The following is a 16,916-nucleotide window of genomic DNA, read 5'->3' on the forward strand; positions in this document are numbered from 1 at the left end:
AATGAAAAAAATCTATTTGTTAGCCTCGGTAGCCTTGGCGGCTGCTTGTGGTTCACACACGCAGAAGAAGAATGACCCCATAGAGCGGGGACTTGATCTCTCGGCTATGGATACCTCCGTACGCCCACAGGACGATTTCTATACCTTTGCCAATGGGGGCTGGATGAAAACCGCCCAGATTCCAGCAGACAAATCCTCTTGGGGGTCTTTCAATATGCTCCGCGAAAAAACTGATGAGGATTGCTTGGTACTCTTAGCACAACTGTTAAAAGAAACCTACCCCCAAGGCTCAGAAGGACAAAAGATAAAAGACCTATATGAGTCCTTCCTTGATTGGGATAGGCGTAACCGTGAGGGACTCTCTCCCCTACAAGCGGAATTACAGTCTATAGACAAAATAGCAAGCCTTGCCGACCTACAGCAATACTTGGAGAAGACCACTCCACTGGGGGGAAACCCAATCTGTGATTGGGGCATCTATGCCGATAAGAAGAATTCTCAGATGAATGCCGTCTATTTAGGAGCATTCACTTTAGGGATGGGACGTGATTACTATCAGAAAGAAAGCCAAAGTAACAACGAAGCCCTCGCTAAGTACCAAGAATATATAGCTACACTCTTTTCCCTCTTGAAAGACGAGCAACCCCAAGAGAAAGCCAAGCAGTTAGTGGATTTTGAGCGTCGTGTGGCCAAGCTCATGCTTACCAATGAGGAGAAACGCAACCCCAATAGCAGCTACAACCCCAAGACTTTGGCAGAGCTTAAGACTTTGGTCAAGAACCTTGACTTGCCTGCCTATTTGCAACGCGTAGGAGTGCATACCGACAAGGTAATCATAGGGGAGATGCGCCTCTATGAGCAGTATGATCGCTTGGTAAGTACTGAGAACCTTCCTTTGCTCAAGGATTACCTCAAGATACAACTGCTCTCACAGAATACCCATGTGTTAGACCAGAATTTGGATGAGCTTGCTTTTGATTTCTTTAGCAAATATCTTCGCGGTCAGCAACAGCAGCGTCCTATGGACAAGCGTGCCTTAGGGGTGATCAACGGACTCTTGGGAGAGGCTTTCGGTAAGCTATATGTAGAAAAATATTTCCCAGCTAAGGCAAAAGAGGAGATGTTGGTACTCATCGACTACCTCAAGCGTAGTTTTGCCCAGCATATCAAAGACCTCTCTTGGATGTCTCAAGAGACTAAAGAAAAGGCCTTGGTAAAGCTCAGTAAGTTTGGTGTAAAGGTAGGCTATCCCGATAAGTGGCAGGACTACTCACGCCTTGTGATAAAACCAGCTTCCCAGGCGTCTTATTATGAGAATATCAGCCAAATACGTGCTTGGCGTTACCAAAAACAATTGGAAGAGGTCGGCCAAAAAGTGGATAAATCTCGCTGGAGAATGACCCCTCAGACAGTCAATGCGTATTACAATCCGATGAATAATGAGATCGTATTCCCTGCGGCCATTCTCCAGCCTCCTTTCTTTAGTTTTGATGCCGATCCTGCGGTGAACTTCGGGGGTATAGGGGCAGTAATTGGCCATGAGATGAGCCACGGCTTTGACGATAGCGGAGCAGAATACGATGGCGATGGCAACCTGAAAAACTGGTGGAGTGACAAGGATAAGGAGAACTTCAAGAAGGTAACCAAGGCCTTGGCTGCTCAGTTTGATAAGTATGAGCCTGTAAAAGGACACTTTGTCAATGGTACTTTCACCAGTGGAGAGAATATTGCTGACCTTGGAGGTGTCAATATCGCCTATGATGCCTTGCAGTTATACCTTAAGGAGCATGGGAAAGTAGGAAAAATCAGCGGATATACCCAAAACCAACGCTTTTTCCTCTCTTGGGCAACTGTATGGCGTTCTGTAGCCAAAGAAAAACACCTTATCAATCAGGTAAAAACTGACCCACACACACCTCAGTATATCCGTGCTTATGCACCACTGCTCAATATAGACGCTTGGTATAAAGCCTTTGACGTGAAAGAAGGAGACAAACTCTATAAGAAACCCGAAGAAAGAGTGAAAATATGGTAATAGTGACCAAGGACAAGTGACCAGTGACCAATAACAAATTGTGGAAAAAAAAATTATCACTTGTCACTTGTCACTTGTCACTTGTTTTTAATTTCGTACCTTTGTGTCCTAATTTAAAATTTTAATCATATGCAATCATTTTTACCCAACATGTTTTACTATGGGTTTCCTGTAGTATTACTCAGTACTGTGGATGCCAACGGAAAGGCCGACGTCACTCCTATTACTTGTACCTTTAACATAGGTACCAATGCTGTGATTGCCTTAGTGAAGCTCAACCAAGCCTATGATAATGTCATGGCAGTGCCCGAAGTGGTTTTCAACCTACCTACAGCCTCCATGTGGGAAAAGGTAGAGGCCATTGCTCCTTATACCGCCAAAGACCCCGTACCTTCACAGAAGGCTGCCAAATATACTCATACTGATGACAAGTTTGCCCTCGGAGGCTTCACCCCTCTTGCTTCCGTGAAGGTACGCCCTCCTCGTGTTGCCCAGTGTCCTATCCAGGCCGAAGCCAAAGTGGTCAATGTCAATGATCGCAACGGCTATGCCCTCATAGAACTGGAAATTGTACAAGTACATGCCGAGGATAACTTAGTCTTGGACGGCAATAAGATCAACCCACTCAACTGGGAACCGCTTATCTATAACTTCAAACACTATTATGGCATAGGTGAACACAAAGGACTAAATTTCTCAATTAAGTAAAGAAATGAAAAATGAAAAGTGAATAACGAATAGTGAGTGACACTTTTCACTATTCGTTATTCACTATTCCTATGCTGGTGCGAGCTTGCAGCTCGTACCAATATATTAAGGACTTAAGTTTCGCAAGCTCTGTAATCAACTGATTCTCAAAACATCCCCCCTACCCCCCCCTCAAGGGGGGAGTTAGTAAGTAGTAGAGGTTCAATAAGTTATAGAAGGGAAATTTTCTAATTTAATAAACAAATTAGACCATTTCAACGCCCTTAAAGCTCCCCCTTTGGAGGGGGGTTGGGGGGAGGTTTTTACAAATAATTGTTTATCAGTTACTTGTAATTTCAATAGCAACCTAAAAACAACTTGCGAAACTTAAATTAAGGACTTACAGTTTGCGCCAGCTTACTTAACCCCTCCGACTTTTTAATAAACTGAGTAATTGACAATTGACAATTAACAATTAAAAAAGTCGTATATTTGCGCATTTAATATTCTTATATGAAGAAAATACTTCTATTAGCACTGGGCCTCATGGCTACAGGCTATACACATGCGCAAACCGATACCTCTGGTAGAACCCTCTATCGTGCTACCCCTGAAAAGAAAACCGCCCTAAAGCATACCAAGCTCAAGGTGGATTTCAATTTCTCTAATCAAACCCTTGGCGGGGAAGAATGGCTCACAGCCGCTCCTTTCTTCTATCCCTCTGATAGCCTTATCCTTGATGCCAAGGCTATGCTTATCCACAAGGTTGCCCTTGACGACCAAGGCAAGCAGCAACCCCTTACCTATAGCTATAAGAATGATGTGCTGCGTATCAAACTCCCCAAAATATATAAAAAAGGAGAAACCTATACAGTGTATATAAAATATACCGCTCAGCCTGAGAAGGTAACCGATAAGGGAAGCCTTGCTATTACCGATACCAAGGGGCTTTACTTTGTCAATCCCGAAAACGATCCTCAAGGGCCTATGCGCCAAGTATGGACACAAGGCGAGTCCGAAAGCTCCTCCTGCTGGTTCCCAACAATAGATAAGCCCAACCAAAAGACTACCCAAGAGATCGAGATGACCGTACCCGATAGCTTCGTGACCCTCTCCAACGGGCTACTGAAAAGCTCCCAGAAAAAGGGCGACCTACGTACCGACCATTGGGTAATGGATAAGCCGCATGCCCCATATCTTTTCTTTATGGGAGCGGGCGAATTTGCCGTTGTGAAGGATACACCTTGGCGTGGAAGAGTGCCTGTGGAATACTATGTAGAGAAGAAATACGAACCCCTTGCCAAGCGAATTTTCGGTAATACCTCCCAGATGTTGACTTTCTTCTCTGAGCGTTTCGGCTATGACTATCCATGGGCAAAATACGCACAGATGATTGTCCGTGACTTTGTCACTGGTGCTATGGAGAATACCACTGCCGTAAGCCATGCCGAGAGTGCTTACCAAAGCGCTGATGCCCTCAATGACCAAAATTATTGGGAACCAATCATCGCCCATGAGCTAGCACACCACTGGTTTGGTGATTTGGTAACCACTGAAAGCTGGGCTAATATTACGGTCAATGAGTCCTTTGCCAACTATAGCGAATACCTTTGGCTCGACCATAAGTATGGAAGGGATGAGGCAGACTATCACCTAAGCAACAATACCTTACAGTACCTACATCGCGAAGATGATTTTCTAAAGAACTTAGTGCGCTTTGGCTACGATGTCCGTGATGATGTCTTTGACCTTGTCTCCTATAACAAGGGGGGCGCTATCCTACACATGCTCCGCCGCTACCTTGGTGATGAGGCATTTTTCCAAGGAATTACCGACTATCTCAAAAGCAATGAATATGGCACTGGCGAAGCTCACCAATTGCGCCTATCCTTTGAGAAGATAAGCGGAAAAGACCTTAGTTGGTTTTTCAATCAGTGGTATTTTGGAAATGGAAATCCTAAAGTAGAGGTAGAAAAACAATATGATGCCTCCCAAAAGCAACTGACAGTTAAGATACGCCAAACACAAGAGGAAAAACTATATTTCCAATTTCCTTTGGATATAGATATTTACCTTAGTGGCAAAGCTACTCGCCATACCGTATGGGTGAGTGCAAGAGGGGAAAATACCTTTACTTTCCCAGCGAATAAAGACCCAGAGTTGGTCAACATCAATCCAGAGGGGGTAATTGTCATGGAAGAAGAGTATCTCAAGAGTGTCAAGGAACTCCTCTACCAAGTGCAACATGCCCCTGAGCTAAAGAGCCGTATGCAGGCCATTACCTCACTTGGGGAGAACGAAGGCAAGGAAGTGCTTTTAGCAGCCCTCCGTGATCCTTACTTTAAGGTGCGTAACATCGCCTTGGAGCGCCTCTCTGACTTTTCTTTGAACAAAAAAGAATTGGCACAGGTCGAAAAAATAGCTACTTCCGATCCCAGCAACATAGTCAAATCAGCAGCTATATGGGTTCTGTCAAGCTCCAAAGAGAACAAACGCTATACCGCACTCTATGAGAAAGCACTGACCACCCCTTCGGGAGCCGTGAAGAATGCAGCGCTCAATGCCATAGCCCATACCAACCCTAAGCGCGCTAAGGATTTCTTGGAAAAGGCCGATCCAAAGGAACTTGAGATAGACCAACTCGCAGGCCTTACAGGAGTGATTGCCGATAATAAGATGACACAGTATCTCCCTACCCTGATGCCTTATTTGGTTAATTACCCATTCCTTGAAGAGGACAATCCTGAAATAGCTGCCGATTTCAAAAAAGCCTACCTATGGGCAATGAGCTTGGATAACAAGAATCTAGTAGAACAAATGCAAAAAGCCTACAAGGATTTTACCCAAGAAGAGAACGGAGATAAGGCCAAACAAGCCCTTTGGAAAGTCATAGACGAAGGTATTGCTCAAAAGAAAAAACTCCCTGATACCGCTACTATAAAGGAGCAAATCAAAATGCTGGAGGAGCTTAAGAGTAAGATAAAGTAATGATGAAAGCCAATAATGACCAAATGCTCATCTATCAATCTGAAGATGGGAGTATCAAAATAGATGTTCGTTTTGAACAAGACACTGTCTGGCTAACCCAAGCTCAGATGTGTATGCTCTTTGGACGAGATAAGTCCACAATTTCCAGACATATAAAGAACGTATTCGAAGAGGGAGAGTTGGATATCTCATCAGTTGTTGCAGAATATGCAACAACTGCCACCGATGGGAAAGTTTACCAAGTAGATTATTATAATCTTGATGTCATTATTTCTGTAGGTTATCGAGTAAAATCTCAGCAAGGTACCCAGTTCCGTATTTGGGCAACCCAGCGACTAAAAGAATATATTATCAAGGGATTTGTCCTAAATGATGAGCGGTTTAAGACAGGATCGTCTTATAACTACTTTAAAGAACTCTTAGGGCGTATCCGTGAAATACGTCTGTCAGAAAAGCTCTTTTATCAACAAATAAAGGACATTTATGCTACCAGTATTGATTATAACCCTTCGGATAAAATGACAATAGCATTTTATAAGGAGATACAAAACAAGTTGCTTTGGGCAGTAAGTGGTAAGACAGCTGCTGAATTGCTTTTCTATCGTGCCAATGCGCAACTTCCTATGATGGGACTAACCTCTACAGAAAAAGAAGGAAAAGTAACTAAATCTGATGCTCTTATCGGAAAAAACTACTTAAATGAAGAGGAAATTACTATGCTGAAACTCATTGTAGAACAGTTCCTTGCCTATGCAGAGGCACAGGCACTGGCTGAGAAGCCCATGTATATGCGAGACTGGATACAGAAACTCCGCTTGGTACTTACTATGAACGAGAAGAATATTCTTGAACATGCAGGTACTATCTCTCACGAATTAGCCGTAGAGAAAGCAACTCAAGAATATACACGCTATAAGGAACATCAACGAGAGATAGAACATTTTCAGAGCATTAAGCAATTGGATCAGGATATCAAGCATATAATAACAAGTAATAAAAGGGGAAAATAGCCGTCAACAAATATAATAAAACAAATGAAAACACTTCACACTACACGTCTTTTGCTTCGTCCTTGGGAAGTTTCCGATGCCCAGGCGCTATATATACAAGCACATAACCCTATTATAGGCAAAAGGTGTGGTTGGATGCCCCACAAAAGTGTAGAAGAGAGCCGAGAGATCATTGAAAAAGTACTTCGCAAACCTCACTCTTTCGCTATTTGCCTATCTGATAACACCCTTATAGGGAGTATCAGCTTGCTTTTTCAAGGAGAAAGCCTACTTTTTCAAGGAGAAAGTAGGCTCTCTGTAGGTGAAAATGAAGCCGAAATAGGTTATTGGTTAGGAGAAGACTTTTGGGGCAAAGGGTATATGACAGAAGCTGCATTACAAATTATACGCTATGCCTTTGAGGAGTTGTCTCTTACTCAGTTGTGGGCGGGTATATACAAGGAAAATATAGCCTCACAGCGGGTTATTGAAAAATGCGGTTTTCGCTATCATCATACCCTTGAAGATTTCTTGTTCCCACTAATAGGGGAGCGACATACGGTCTTGGTATATACACTTCAAAAAGATATGCAGTAATCCAGTTTTAGATTAAAGGTGATATAATGAAAACAGTTCTTTTATTAATTTTTTCAGCTATAACTTTGTGTGGTAAATCTCAAACTATACAAAGTAAATTAGACTATTGTGCTATTTTTATCCCTGATGAAAACTACAAAGATTATTGTATTGAGGACTATAAAGCACATCATAAAGCGTTTATAATGACAGAGAAAAAGCTCTTGAATGATGAGCTGAAAATCTTCAGTTATTCTGATTGCGAAATAATCTTTGACAATGATCCCAAATGCAGTTTTACAAAGGCTTTAGAAAAGAAGTTGAAGCCCTTAGAGAATATTGAAATTCAGTTCAATGGGAAATCTATCATTATTGATACTACCTTTATAGAGCTGGGCACAGAGAAGATGATTCCCTACAAGGTAAAATATCAGAAAAAGAAAAAAGAAACCCTAATGAAGCTTACCTTTGAGAATTTTTTATGGACATCAGCAGGGGGATTTCATCGCTATGATGTTTATTTGGTAGCTAAGAATGACCAATTAACAGTATCTAAGATAAAGGCTTTTTATATTTCAAAAGAGTTTGACAGCTATGGCAAAGAGCAAACAGTGGTGATTTACCCTACAAAGTGAGACGTATACAACAAATATTAGAGTTATTAATCATTGAACATTATGTATTTTGCAAACACTTGGCACAAAAGTTTTAATTTTGTAATCACTCCTTAGGAGTTTGAAAATGGTTTTCAGTAGAGATGATTATGAGTTTGTAACAGTCAAGCAGAACAATTGCTTAAACCCGATTTTTGGATTTCCGATAAGGCAAAGGAGCAAGTAGGGAAGAACTATTACTTACAGCAAACAGGATTGGTGCTTGTTTAAAAGATATTAGGGGTTAGTGTAAATACATCTTACATGTTAAAATATAACTAAAAAAGCGTGCAAAAAAGCCTGAAAAGCGCGCAAAAAGCGTGCAAAAAGCCCGCAAAGCGCGCAAAACATAGAATAATGTCTAAAGAAGAAAAGTATAAAAAAGAGAGCAAATTCCTCAGTTTGGTATTGCGACACCACCCTGAGGCAATTGGTATTACCCTCGATGCACATGGTTGGGCTGAGGTAAATGTGCTCATTAAGCATATGAAGCGTAAATTCCCAGTGTTCAGCCTTAAAATGTTGGAAGAAATCGTCGCTACCGATAGCAAACAGCGGTATGCTTTTAGCGAGGATAACACAAAAATACGCGCCAATCAGGGACATTCGATTACTGTAGAGTTAGAATTATTGCCCCAAATACCCCCCGAATGTTTGTACCACGGTACTGCCAGCAGATTTGTAGAGAGCATTCTCAAAAGCGGACTCCAAAAGCAAACACGCCAGTATGTACACCTTAGCACTGATATAGAAACAGCCACTAAGGTAGGAAGCCGACATGGCAGCCCTATAATTTTTAAAGTAAATACAATGGCAATGTACAAGGAAGGTTTTACTTTCTACCTCTCCGCCAATGGAGTATGGCTTACGGATAAGGTACCACCAAAGTTTTTAGAGTTAGTTGAGTCGTAGCATATTAGGTAAGTGAGGCAAATTGCCTCCAAAAGTATAAAAAATAGATGATAAAAATGAGAAAAATTGTATTGACCCTACTTTCTTTGGCGGCTATAGCCTGCCAAGAGAAGAAAGCCCCCACTACAGCAGCGGCGGGAACGCCACAAGAGGCTCAAGAAAAAGCCGCACCAACGCTGACCTATTCTAACTTAGTAGATACGCCTACTCAAGAAAAAGTACAGCAAGCCCTTACTGCAGCTGGGATATCAGCGCAGCATGTCGCTGCTTTCTTAGAGAGTGTAGCTCTCTTTAACCAAACCGCTGGAGCGAAAGCAAACCTTGTCCCAGAGGGCTTTGTAACTATTGATAGCCTACTGCCCAAGTATGATGAGGTAGCCATACAAACCGACTGGATGGCCAAATACCCTGCCTTTCAGGGGTATAACTGCCGCTTGACTTCCTTTACCCTTTTGCGTGATTTGATTGCTTTTCCTGATAAGAAGTTTGCCAGCAAGGGAGAGGACGAAGTACTCTTTATAGATCGTGAGTCCTTGCGCAATGCCCCTAAAAAGCTCTTTACCTCAGCAGAGGAAAACGACTTTTTTGCGCTTTTTACCGAAGTGCCTACCACCAATACCAAGGATATCAATACCCATTTGCAAACCATGCAACGTGCTTGGAAAGAGCGGGGTATCACTTTCCGCTATAAGGGAGACCCTACCAAGGCATCGCTTATCTCGGCTGTTTTCCATTCTCAAATCACCCCAGAGGAGAATATGCTCTTTGTGGGGCATGTGGGAGTGTTGGTACCTTATGAGGGCAAACTCCTTTTCATAGAGAAACTTGCCTTCCAAGAACCCTACCAAGCCATTATCTTTGCCAACCGTACCGAGCTAAGCGATTACCTGATGAACCGTTACGATGTGGAATGGGAGCAGCCCAATGCGGTTCCCTTTATCATGGAGAACGACTCCCTGATGGACGGCTATCGCCCCAACCCGTATAAAGAAAATAAAAAATAAAAGCTAAAAAGTAAAAGGTACTTCCTAATTCCTGACTACTATGAAAAGATTATCCCTTATCCTCTTATCCTTATGGCTTTTTGCCTGCAAGCAAACAACCCCTATCACTGAACAGCCCATAAGCCCTGAGATAGAGACAAAGCTCTATGAGCTGCTCAAGAGAGTACCCTATGTTACCAATAGTGAGCCTCAATATAATTATTTCTATGCAAGTGAGATAATGACACCCGAAAGTATGGATAATGCTTTTGGAGAAGTGGAGGTTTCCCTTCTACCCAAGACAGTAGAGTTTAACCCCTATATCTTAGATTATTTTGGTAGTTCCTCTGTTTTAGAATCCGATAAGTTCACAGAGACCATTCATAGCCTTTCCCCAGAGGAAATTAGTCGTTATTTTGATGTACTTATATTTGTTATTGATAACAAATACTTGGAAAAGTCTAAGGAAAAACAAAGTTACCACATGTATCCATACAAGATTGTTAGCTATTTGCTCAAGGATGGACAATGGAGCAAGGGAGCAATCTTTACTGTAGAGAATGAAGAAGAGAACTTGAGAGTAACAGATGAACAAAGAGATTATTGGCGCAGTATCATCACTCCTTACCAAAAAAAATGTCAGGTAAAGGCCCCCAACGAGCTATCAGAAAGGGTAGTTCGTATAGGAGCATATGACTTAGAGCAGCAGCTCCACAGTTGCGACCTCAATGGAGATGGAAAGGCGGACATCCTTTTTTCCTTTGCCGAACAACAAGCAGGCCCTAATGCACACCGAAAGTTGGTACTGCTTCTTAGCCAGCAAGAAGAACACAAGTATAAGCTCCTGATAGCACCTGATTTTTGTTATATGGATTGGCCACTTCACCGAATTGTCTGCAAAGGGGAATATTTCACTTTGGAGTTCAAAGGAAACAATTTTCCGGCGGAGGCTTATATCACCTTCAAGTATAACAAGCATGCAGACGATTTCCTACTCCATCGCTATGGGTATATTGACCTAAGCGGAGGAGAACAAGGAGCTAAAAAGGAAGTACAACTTACCACGAAAGACTTTGGAGAGGTCTTTTTTCAAGATTTTTATATAGAAGAATTTGACCATATGATTGATGGCGAATTTTAATGAATGGCGAGTATATACCAAAAAAAGAAACATTTCAACGATTGGATAGAAAGATTGAAAAAATAATCGCATTTTAACTTTTTCATTTAATTATTTATTTGTACTTTTGCTCTTTAAAACAAGAAATTATGGCGACAATCATTCAACCGACTCCTGCCTTGGTAGGGAAAGAGGCTAAAGAGTTTTGGAAAAAAATAGAAAATTACGAAACTTACCTTAAAGAGAAAGGAATTTCCCTTAGTCGGAAAAAGATAGAGAAAGATGCAGCTTTCTTCAAATCATTATTTAAAAAAGAAAAAACAGAGATAGATGATAATATTTCTGTTAGTTTACTCACAGAAAAGCATAAAATAAAACCTTTTGATTGTGGAAATGAACAGCTAAATGAGTTTCTCCTTCAGGAAGCACTTCCTTACAAAAAAGAATTGCTTGCTACCACTTTTATCATAGAAAATAATGAAAGAACATTGGGCTATTATAGTCTCTTAAATGATAGCTTTCGGGTGGAAGAGACTTTCTTTGTCTCTAAGAATCAATATAGAAAGTTCTTACGAGAGCTTATTCCTTATCCCAAACGTTACTTAAGAGCAATCCCTGCTATCAAAATAGGTAGACTTGCTATTGATAAAACATACAAAGGGAAGGGCTTGGGTAGTCTTATAATTCACAATATAATCAATGATTGTTTAGAACATAATGAAAGACAGGCATGTAGGTTAATCACTATTGATGCTTATAAGCAGTCGGTTTCTTTTTATGAGAAATTGGGTTTTATTTCTTTCACAGAAAAAGATAAAAATGAAAATATTAGACAAATGTTCCTTGATCTTTCTAAAATTCAAAACTAACAACTCAAAACTTAATAAAATATGAACAAATTTTACTTGTATTCCTGCCTTGCCCTTATGGTGGGCTGTGGCAACCCTACTAAAAAAGACAACATGAAAGAAGAAACAACCGACAAAGGTCTTGATCTCTCGGCTATGGATACTTCCGTGCGCCCGCAAGATGATTTCTATAACTACGTCAATGGGGGGTGGATGAAAACCGCCAAAATTCCTGCTGACAAACCCTCTTGGGGTACTTTCTATATGCTGAGAGAGGAAACCGATGAGCAGTGCCTTTCCCTCTTGGATAACCTACTGAAAACCTCCTACCCCGACGGCTCTGAAGGACAAAAGATCCAAGCTATCTACAAGACCTATATGGATATGGATGCCCGTAACAAGGCCGGGTTGGAACCTCTTGAGCCTTATTTGAAGAAAATAGAGGCTATCAAAAACCTCGCTGATCTACAAGCCTATTTGGAAGAGGCTACTCCACTGGGAGAAAATCCTGTATGTGGCTGGGGTGTGTATGCCGATATGAAAGATTCTAACCAGAATGCGGTGTATTTGAGTAATTTTGGTTTGGGATTGGGGCGTGACTACTACCAAAAACAAAGTGAAAGCAATACGGAGGCTATTAACAAATATCAGGTATTTGTAGCGGACATCTTTAAGCTTCTTGGTGATGCTAATGCCGATGAAAAGGCACAAAAACAGGTGGCTTTTGAGAAAGACCTTGCCAAGCTTATGCTTACCAATGAGGAAGACCGTGATCCTAATCTTAGTTACAATCCTCAGACGATGAGTGAGCTTTCTAAGTTGGTAAAGAACCTCAATATCCCTGCCTTTCTTAAAAAAGTAGGGGTGAATACGGATAAGGTGATTGTAGGGGAAATACGTTTGTACAAAGAATATGACAAGTTTGTCAATGAGAAGAACCTCCCTCTACTTAAGGATTATCTCCGTTACAACTTAGTGGCGAGCAACGCGGGAAATCTAAATGGAGCTTTGGACGAACTTTCTTTTAACTTCTATAGCAAATACCTCAACGGACAGCAGGAGCAACGCCCTATGAACAAGCGTGCACTTTCTCTTATCAATGGGGTAGTAGGAGAGGCTTTCGGAAAACTCTATGTAGAGAAATATTTCCCAGCCAAGGCCAAAGAAGAAATGGTTACTTTGGTGGATTATCTTAAGAAAAGTTTCGCAGAGCATATCAAGAATGTGACTTGGATGAGCGATGCTACCAAGGAAAAAGCACTCCATAAACTCAGCACTTTCAAAGTAAAAGTAGGTTACCCTGACAAGTGGGAGGACTATTCTAAGATGTCTCTCTCTGCAGATGCTTCTCTTTTTGAAAACTTGATTAAGGTGACCCAGTGGGCTTACCAAAAAGAGTTGGATAAGGTAGGTAAGCCTGTGGATAAAACCAAGTGGGAAATGACTCCACAGACAGTCAATGCGTACTACAATCCTCTCTATAACGAAATCGTGTTCCCTGCCGCTATTTTGCAAGCACCTTTCTTTAGTTTTGAAGCAGATCCTGCTGTGAACTTCGGGGGAATAGGAGCTGTAATTGGTCACGAGATTACTCATGGTTTTGATGATAGTGGAGCCCAATTTGACGCAGATGGAAATTTACAAAACTGGTGGACCCCTGCCGATAAAGAAAATTTTGAAAAGGTAACCAAAGCCTTGGCGGCTCAGTTTGACAAATATGAACCTGTAAAGGGTGTCTTTGTCAATGGTACTTTTACCAATGGGGAGAACATTGCTGACCTTGGAGGGGTGAATATAGCCTTTGATGCGCTCCAAATGTATCTCAAAGATCATGGTGCTGTGGCAGACATCAGTGGGTATAACCAAAATCAACGTTTCTTCCTCTCTTGGGCAACTGTATGGCGTACGCTCTCTACGGATCAGTTTATGACCAATCAGGTAAAGACAGACCCTCATACCCCAGGCTATTTCCGTGCTTTTGCTCCTCTGACTAATGTAGATGCTTGGTACAAAGCCTTTGATGTGAAAGAAGGTGATAAGCTCTATCGCAAGCCAGAAGACCGCGTAAAAATATGGTAGGCTCTTTTTAAAACAAAAGATAAAAAGTAAAAGGTAAAACACTATAACCTTTTACTTTTTTATTTATAAAAGGATTAATACCTAACAAATAATTTAAAAGAAATGAAATCCTATCTTATTTCAACGATAACTGATTTTATTGATGCGCCTATTGCATTGGTATATGACATTGTTACAGATAATAGTAATTTTCAGTGGCGAGAGGAAGTTAAAGATATAGAGCTGTTGGAAGAAGGTTTTATTGAATATTACAAGGCAGGAGGGTATACACTCTTTAGTAATATTCGAAAGATAGAAAACGAGTATTATGCCTTTACAATGCAGCATAAGCTATTCATTGGAGAATGGGAAGGGAAGTTTGAATCTTATAAGGGAGGTACTAAAATCTGTTTTCAAGAGAAGATACATATCAAGAATTTCTTTTTGAGGCTTATGGCTCCTCTTTTTTGGAATTTGAAACGTATACAACAGAACTATATTACAGCGTTAAAAGTAAAAGTATATGCAAACAAATAAGCACTTACATCTATGGTTTCCAACGATGGGGCTACATGCCTTGCATCAAGTAGAAGAGAGTATATCCTTTTGGCAATGGTATATTGACTTTGTAGATAAAATACCTTCTTGGCTACAACTTCCGAGAATCTCGGAGAATGCACATTTGGCGAATGCTCACCCTGAATATTTCATAGGAGCCTCCATAGGACAACTTGCGTTAGTCGCTCTTGTTGCTTTTTTGTGCCGAAGGAGCGAAAAAGCCACGAGAATTGCTCTCGGAGTATATCTTATAGAACTTAGCTTCTTTCTGATATGGCATATTCTGATAAGCTATTTTACTCATTCTTATTCTCCTGTAATGGTAACTTGTCTTATAGGTGTGTATCTTATCCCTAAATGGATTTATCAAGTAGTGAAAAAATAATACTACTTTGTTTTGCATAGTACCTTTTAAATTCGTAACTTTGCGGGGTAATTAAAAATCATTTTTCTACCATGAAAAAAATCAACTTCAAAATGGGTTGGCTCACTTGTCTCACCATGGTGATGGCTTGTGGTAATTCCAACAAAGAAGAAGCCCCTAAAGTGTTTGCTGAAAAAGGACTTGAACTCTCCGCTATGGATACACAGCTGCGTCCGGGAGATGATTTCTATAACTACGTCAATGGGAACTGGATGAAAACAGCCAAAATCCCTGCCGATAAGCCTGCTTGGGGTTCTTTCTATATGCTTATGGACAAAACCGATGAGCAGTGCCTTTCTATCCTTGATGACCTTCTTAAAAAAGAATATCCTAAGGGAAGTGAAGGGGAGAAGATACAAACACTCTATAGGGAATATATTTCTTGGGATAAGCGTAATGCTGATGGGTTGAAGCCCTTAGAGGCATATCTCCAAAAAATTGATGCCATAGCGTCTTTAGCAGATTTACAAAACTATTTGGAAGAGATAACCCCTAAGCGCGCCAATTATATCTGTCCTGTAGGTGTATATACCGATATGAAGGACTCTAAGATGAATGCTGTATATTTGGGGAATTTTAACCTGGGGTTGGGCAAGGATTACTACCAAAAGGAACACCCTAGCAATACGGAAGCCTTAGCAAAGTACCAAGACTATGTTGCGGCCATTTTTAGAATGCTTAACGATAGTAATCCACAGCAGAAAGCAAAGCAAATTGTGGCTTTTGAGAAAAATATAGCCCACTATATGCTTACAAACGAACAAGAGAACAATCCAAATCTTAGCTATAACCCTGTAACAATAGAAGAATTGGGGGACATGGTAAAAAACCTTCGTTTGCCTGAATTACTTGAAAAAGTGGGAGTTCATACCGATAAGGTAATTCTCACTGAAATAGGCCTCTATAGGCAATATGATACTTTCATTAATGAGAAAAATCTACCTCTGATTAAGGATTATCTTAGATATAAACTGGTGGCTATCAATAGTAACTACCTCACCCAAGAGCTTAATGACCTTACTTTTGATTTCTATAACAAATACCTTATGGGACAGCAGGAGCAACGCTCTATGGACAAGCGTGCTATGGAACTGATCAATGGAATCTTAGGAGAGGCCTTCGGTAAGCTCTATGTAGAGAAATACTTTCCTGAAAAAGCCAAGGAAGAAATGCTTACCCTAATAGATTATCTAAAGAAAAGTTTCGCCAAGCACATCAAGGAAGTAACTTGGATGAGCGATGCTACTAAGGAGAAAGCTATGGAAAAACTCAATAAGTTCTCTGTAAAGGTGGGGTATCCTGACAAGTGGAAGGATTATTCTCAGCTTACTATAAGTGCTCAAGTCTCTCTTTTTGAGAATATTACACAGGTCAGTCTGTGGGCTTTTCAGAAGGCTATAGCAAAAGTAGGAAAAGAGGTAGATAAAACCGAATGGGTGCTTCCTCCTCAGACAGTGAATGCTTATTATGACCCTACTAATAATGAGATTGTTTTCCCAGCGGGTATTCTTCAACCGCCTTTCTTTAGTTTTGAGGCCGATCCAGCAGTGAACTTTGGAGGCATCGGCGGGGTGATTGGCCATGAAATGACCCATGGATTTGATATTAGTGGAGCTGAGTTTGATGCTGATGGGAATCTACAGAATTGGTGGGCACCTGCCGATAAAGAGCGCTTCCAAAAAGTAACAGACGCTTTGGCTAAACAATATGACAAATATGAGCCTGTAAAGGGTATTTTTGTGAATGGTACCATGACCAATGTAGAGAATATTGCTGATCTCGGAGGGGTAAATATCGCCTTTGATGCGCTTGAAATGTATCTCAAAGATCATGGCAGAGTAGCCGATATCAGTGGGTATAACCAAAACCAACGTTTTTTCCTCTCTTGGGCAACCGTATGGCGTACACTTGCTTCTGAGCCATACTTGATTAATCAAGTAAAGGTAGACCCTCACTCCCCAGATTATCTCCGTGCCTTCGCTCCACTAACCAACATAGATGCTTGGTATAAAGCCTTTGATGTAAAAGAAGGTGATAAGCTCTATCGCAAAGTAGAAGACCGCGTAAAAATATGGTAATAGTGAC

At 41.0% G+C, this 16,916-nt stretch carries 14 protein-coding genes; all 14 read left to right on the forward strand.

Translation table 11 applies throughout. The annotated features are described in order from the left end of the window. Position 1: 1 nt before the first annotated feature. Positions 2-2,035, forward strand: coding sequence for a M13 family metallopeptidase (locus HMPREF9331_RS06760; protein ID WP_016420254.1), 2,034 nt, complete (start codon positions 2-4; stop codon positions 2,033-2,035). A gap of 129 nt (positions 2,036-2,164) precedes the next feature. Beyond that, positions 2,165-2,743, forward strand: coding sequence for a flavin reductase family protein (locus tag HMPREF9331_RS06765; protein WP_016420255.1), 579 nt, complete (start codon positions 2,165-2,167; stop codon positions 2,741-2,743). A gap of 492 nt (positions 2,744-3,235) precedes the next feature. Then, positions 3,236-5,710, forward strand: coding sequence for a M1 family aminopeptidase (locus HMPREF9331_RS06770; RefSeq protein WP_016420256.1), 2,475 nt, complete (start codon positions 3,236-3,238; stop codon positions 5,708-5,710). Beyond that, positions 5,710-6,720 (forward strand): virulence RhuM family protein, encoded by a 1,011-nt coding sequence (locus HMPREF9331_RS06775; protein ID WP_040357151.1) that lies wholly within the window; start codon positions 5,710-5,712, stop codon positions 6,718-6,720. The genes HMPREF9331_RS06770 and HMPREF9331_RS06775 overlap by 1 nt, the downstream gene beginning before the upstream one ends. Positions 6,721-6,744: 24 nt before the next feature. Continuing rightward, the gene (locus HMPREF9331_RS06780; RefSeq protein WP_016420258.1) at positions 6,745-7,296 is read left to right on the forward strand and encodes a GNAT family N-acetyltransferase; all 552 of its coding nucleotides are present in this window, start codon (positions 6,745-6,747) and stop codon (positions 7,294-7,296) included. A 26-nt stretch (positions 7,297-7,322) separates the two neighbouring features. Beyond that, positions 7,323-7,910 carry a hypothetical protein gene (locus HMPREF9331_RS13120; RefSeq protein WP_016420259.1) on the forward strand — a complete coding sequence of 196 codons (588 nt, stop codon included), beginning with the start codon at positions 7,323-7,325 and terminating at the stop codon, positions 7,908-7,910. A 375-nt stretch (positions 7,911-8,285) separates the two neighbouring features. After that, complete coding sequence (locus HMPREF9331_RS06790; RefSeq protein WP_016420260.1) at positions 8,286-8,840, forward strand: RNA 2'-phosphotransferase; 555 nt, start codon at positions 8,286-8,288, stop codon at positions 8,838-8,840. A 56-nt stretch (positions 8,841-8,896) separates the two neighbouring features. Next, entirely contained in the window at positions 8,897-9,844 is a 948-nt protein-coding gene (locus tag HMPREF9331_RS06795) for a DUF4300 family protein (protein WP_016420261.1), read from the forward strand. 40 nt (positions 9,845-9,884) lie between these two features. Next, positions 9,885-10,964, forward strand: coding sequence for a hypothetical protein (locus tag HMPREF9331_RS06800; protein WP_016420262.1), 1,080 nt, complete (start codon positions 9,885-9,887; stop codon positions 10,962-10,964). Between the two features lie 128 nt (positions 10,965-11,092). After that, positions 11,093-11,812, forward strand: coding sequence for a GNAT family N-acetyltransferase (locus HMPREF9331_RS06805; protein WP_016420263.1), 720 nt, complete (start codon positions 11,093-11,095; stop codon positions 11,810-11,812). Between the two features lie 21 nt (positions 11,813-11,833). Next, on the forward strand, positions 11,834-13,870 hold the full coding sequence (locus HMPREF9331_RS06810; RefSeq protein ID WP_016420264.1) for a M13 family metallopeptidase: 2,037 nt from the start codon (positions 11,834-11,836) through the stop codon (positions 13,868-13,870). 102 nt (positions 13,871-13,972) lie between these two features. Further along, positions 13,973-14,386: an SRPBCC family protein gene (locus HMPREF9331_RS06815; RefSeq protein WP_016420265.1), complete on the forward strand. Its 414-nt coding sequence runs from the start codon at positions 13,973-13,975 to the stop codon at positions 14,384-14,386. Beyond that, complete coding sequence (locus tag HMPREF9331_RS06820; RefSeq protein WP_016420266.1) at positions 14,373-14,792, forward strand: HXXEE domain-containing protein; 420 nt, start codon at positions 14,373-14,375, stop codon at positions 14,790-14,792. Before HMPREF9331_RS06815 ends, HMPREF9331_RS06820 begins: the two co-directional genes overlap by 14 nt. Before the next feature lie 71 nt (positions 14,793-14,863). Further along, positions 14,864-16,909 (forward strand): M13 family metallopeptidase, encoded by a 2,046-nt coding sequence (locus HMPREF9331_RS06825; protein ID WP_016420267.1) that lies wholly within the window; start codon positions 14,864-14,866, stop codon positions 16,907-16,909. Positions 16,910-16,916: the final 7 nt, after the last annotated feature.

This window comes from Capnocytophaga granulosa ATCC 51502, assembly GCF_000411115.1.
GTDB classification, from domain to species: domain Bacteria; phylum Bacteroidota; class Bacteroidia; order Flavobacteriales; family Flavobacteriaceae; genus Capnocytophaga; species Capnocytophaga granulosa.

Coding starts and splice junctions, on each gene's coding strand:
- HMPREF9331_RS06825 (WP_016420267.1), top strand. CDS start 14,864: ATGAAAAAAATCAACTTCAAAATGGGTTGGCTCACTTGTCTCACCATG.
- HMPREF9331_RS06795 (WP_016420261.1), top strand. CDS start 8,897: ATGAGAAAAATTGTATTGACCCTACTTTCTTTGGCGGCTATAGCCTGC.
- HMPREF9331_RS13120 (WP_016420259.1), top strand. CDS start 7,323: ATGAAAACAGTTCTTTTATTAATTTTTTCAGCTATAACTTTGTGTGGT.
- HMPREF9331_RS06800 (WP_016420262.1), top strand. CDS start 9,885: ATGAAAAGATTATCCCTTATCCTCTTATCCTTATGGCTTTTTGCCTGC.
- HMPREF9331_RS06775 (WP_040357151.1), top strand. CDS start 5,710: ATGATGAAAGCCAATAATGACCAAATGCTCATCTATCAATCTGAAGAT.
- HMPREF9331_RS06765 (WP_016420255.1), top strand. CDS start 2,165: ATGCAATCATTTTTACCCAACATGTTTTACTATGGGTTTCCTGTAGTA.
- HMPREF9331_RS06810 (WP_016420264.1), top strand. CDS start 11,834: ATGAACAAATTTTACTTGTATTCCTGCCTTGCCCTTATGGTGGGCTGT.
- HMPREF9331_RS06780 (WP_016420258.1), top strand. CDS start 6,745: ATGAAAACACTTCACACTACACGTCTTTTGCTTCGTCCTTGGGAAGTT.
- HMPREF9331_RS06815 (WP_016420265.1), top strand. CDS start 13,973: ATGAAATCCTATCTTATTTCAACGATAACTGATTTTATTGATGCGCCT.
- HMPREF9331_RS06760 (WP_016420254.1), top strand. CDS start 2: ATGAAAAAAATCTATTTGTTAGCCTCGGTAGCCTTGGCGGCTGCTTGT.
- HMPREF9331_RS06770 (WP_016420256.1), top strand. CDS start 3,236: ATGAAGAAAATACTTCTATTAGCACTGGGCCTCATGGCTACAGGCTAT.
- HMPREF9331_RS06820 (WP_016420266.1), top strand. CDS start 14,373: ATGCAAACAAATAAGCACTTACATCTATGGTTTCCAACGATGGGGCTA.
- HMPREF9331_RS06805 (WP_016420263.1), top strand. CDS start 11,093: ATGGCGACAATCATTCAACCGACTCCTGCCTTGGTAGGGAAAGAGGCT.
- HMPREF9331_RS06790 (WP_016420260.1), top strand. CDS start 8,286: ATGTCTAAAGAAGAAAAGTATAAAAAAGAGAGCAAATTCCTCAGTTTG.